The 1,944-nt window shown below is 62.7% G+C and carries 1 protein-coding gene; it reads left to right on the top strand.

The window, feature by feature from the left end; all coding sequences use genetic code 11:
* Positions 1-514 precede the first annotated feature (514 nt).
* Positions 515-1,858, top strand: coding sequence for a group II intron reverse transcriptase/maturase (gene ltrA, locus ACFU8W_RS52365; RefSeq protein WP_384052965.1), 1,344 nt, complete (start codon positions 515-517; stop codon positions 1,856-1,858).
* Positions 1,859-1,944 lie beyond the last annotated feature (86 nt).

A 1,944-nucleotide genomic window follows, 5' to 3' on the forward strand; every position in this document is an offset into this window, starting at 1 on the left:
GTCAGTACGCCCGACATGGGCAGCAGCTAAAGGGTGAAAGTCCCGACGAGGAGAGGTGAGACTAACTCGTTAGCCGAACGGCAAGGGCGTCATCGCGAGGTGGGGTCTGAAGGAAGCCGGAGGCGAAACCGGGTACCGATGTACAAGAACCGCATCTGAGGCTAGGCGTTCTGGGCAAGGTGGCTGACTGTACCGAAACCCGCTCTCACCAAGAGGGACGCAAAGTATATGCGGCGGCGATCCGGGGAAAGTTGCTGTTCTTATTCGGGGAGGTCTGTCCGGGTGTCACATGTAACGGTGTGATGGCCGCGATCGTGACGATCGGCGGGAGCAATCCCTCTGATTTGCCGGGCAGAAGTCAGCAGAGGTCATAGTACCGAGATGGGCAGGCAGTAAGCCGACAAGGACTCGGGAAGGACCGAACGTTTAGTGGATTGGAAGAAGGGTGTCTGCTCGATCAGGTCACGATGACCGCTGCAAGCCTGCTTCGGCAGATCCCCGGACGGCAGGGCCGGTGCATACGGCCGAACCGCCCGGGGAGCACAGTGACCAGACGGCGCATCACCAGGACGTCAATCACCGCGAGACCGCTTCCCTGTGGGAGGCGGTGTTCTCGAAGGAGAACCTGCTCGCGGCGCTTAAGCGCGTCGAAGCGAACCGGGGTGCCCCCGGTGTTGATGGGATGACCACGGAGGAACTGCGGCCGTGGATTGCCCAGAACTGGTCCAAGATGTGGGCCGAGCTTGACGCGGGGACATATAAGCCTGCTCCCGTTCGCCGGGTGACCATCCCTAAGCCGAGCGGCGGGAAGCGGATGCTAGGTGTTCCTCGGGTGCTGGATCGACTGATCCAGCAGGCTATTGCGCAGGCCCTTGTACCCGTCTTCGACCCCCATTTCTCTGGGGCATCGTTCGGTTTCCGGCCGGGACGCTCGGCACACCAGGCCGTAAGGGTTGGTCGCCGCGCAGTCCAAGATGGAAACCGCTGGGCCGTGGACCTGGACCTCGATAAATTCTTCGACCGCGTGAACCACGACGCGCTTATGGCGCGGGTGGCCCGCAGGGTGGAGGACAAGAAGGTCCTGAAGCTGATTCGCCGATACCTGGAAGCCGGAATCATGGCCGAAGGGGTGGTCGTGGCATCGGACGAGGGGACGCCGCAGGGTTCCCCGCTTTCTCCGTTGCTCTCCAACATCATGTTGGACGACTTCGACCGCGAACTCTTCAAGCGCGGGCACCGGTTCGTGAGGTACGCGGACGATGTGATGATCTTCGTCCGGTCCGAACGAGCGGCCAGCCGCACCCTCGCCTCGGTCGCGACGTTCATCGAACGCCGGCTGAAGCTGAGAGTGAACCGGGACAAGTCCAGGGTGACGCCCGCGTTCAAGGCGTCCCTGCTGGGCTTCGGGTACTACCTCATCAAGGGGCAGGTGAAGATCCGGGTGGACCGGAAAGCCGTGAAACGGCTCAAGGGCACTGTCCGGAGAATCACCTCCCGAACATGGGGAGTCTCGATGGCCCACAGGCTGGACAAGCTGAACCGGTTCTCGGTCGGCTGGGTGGCCTACTTCGGTCTGTCAGGCACCCCCCGGGTGTTCGCGGAGATCGATCACTGGGTCCGCCGCAGGCTACGGCAGGTCCAGTGGGTGCAGTGGAAGACCAGCCAGCGCAAGAACTCCATGCTCCAGAAGCTCGGTTACGAGTTCGGGGAACAGGAGCAAGGCGTTGCAGTGCAACGCAAGCGGTACTGGCGGGCCTCCCACCTGAAACCCCTGGAAATCGCCATGAACAACGCCTACTGGGAAACCCAGGGCTACAAGTCCTTCAAGGGCTCGTGGTCCCGCCGCCAACCCGCTTGAGATCAGCTAGACGAACCGCCGGATGCGGGCCCGCATGTCCGGTGGTGTGGGGGGCGGGCCGGGAGAACCGGCTCGCCTACCCGATA

Source organism: Streptomyces sp. NPDC057565 (genome assembly GCF_042801455.1).
Classification (GTDB): domain Bacteria; phylum Actinomycetota; class Actinomycetes; order Streptomycetales; family Streptomycetaceae; genus Streptomyces; species Streptomyces yanii.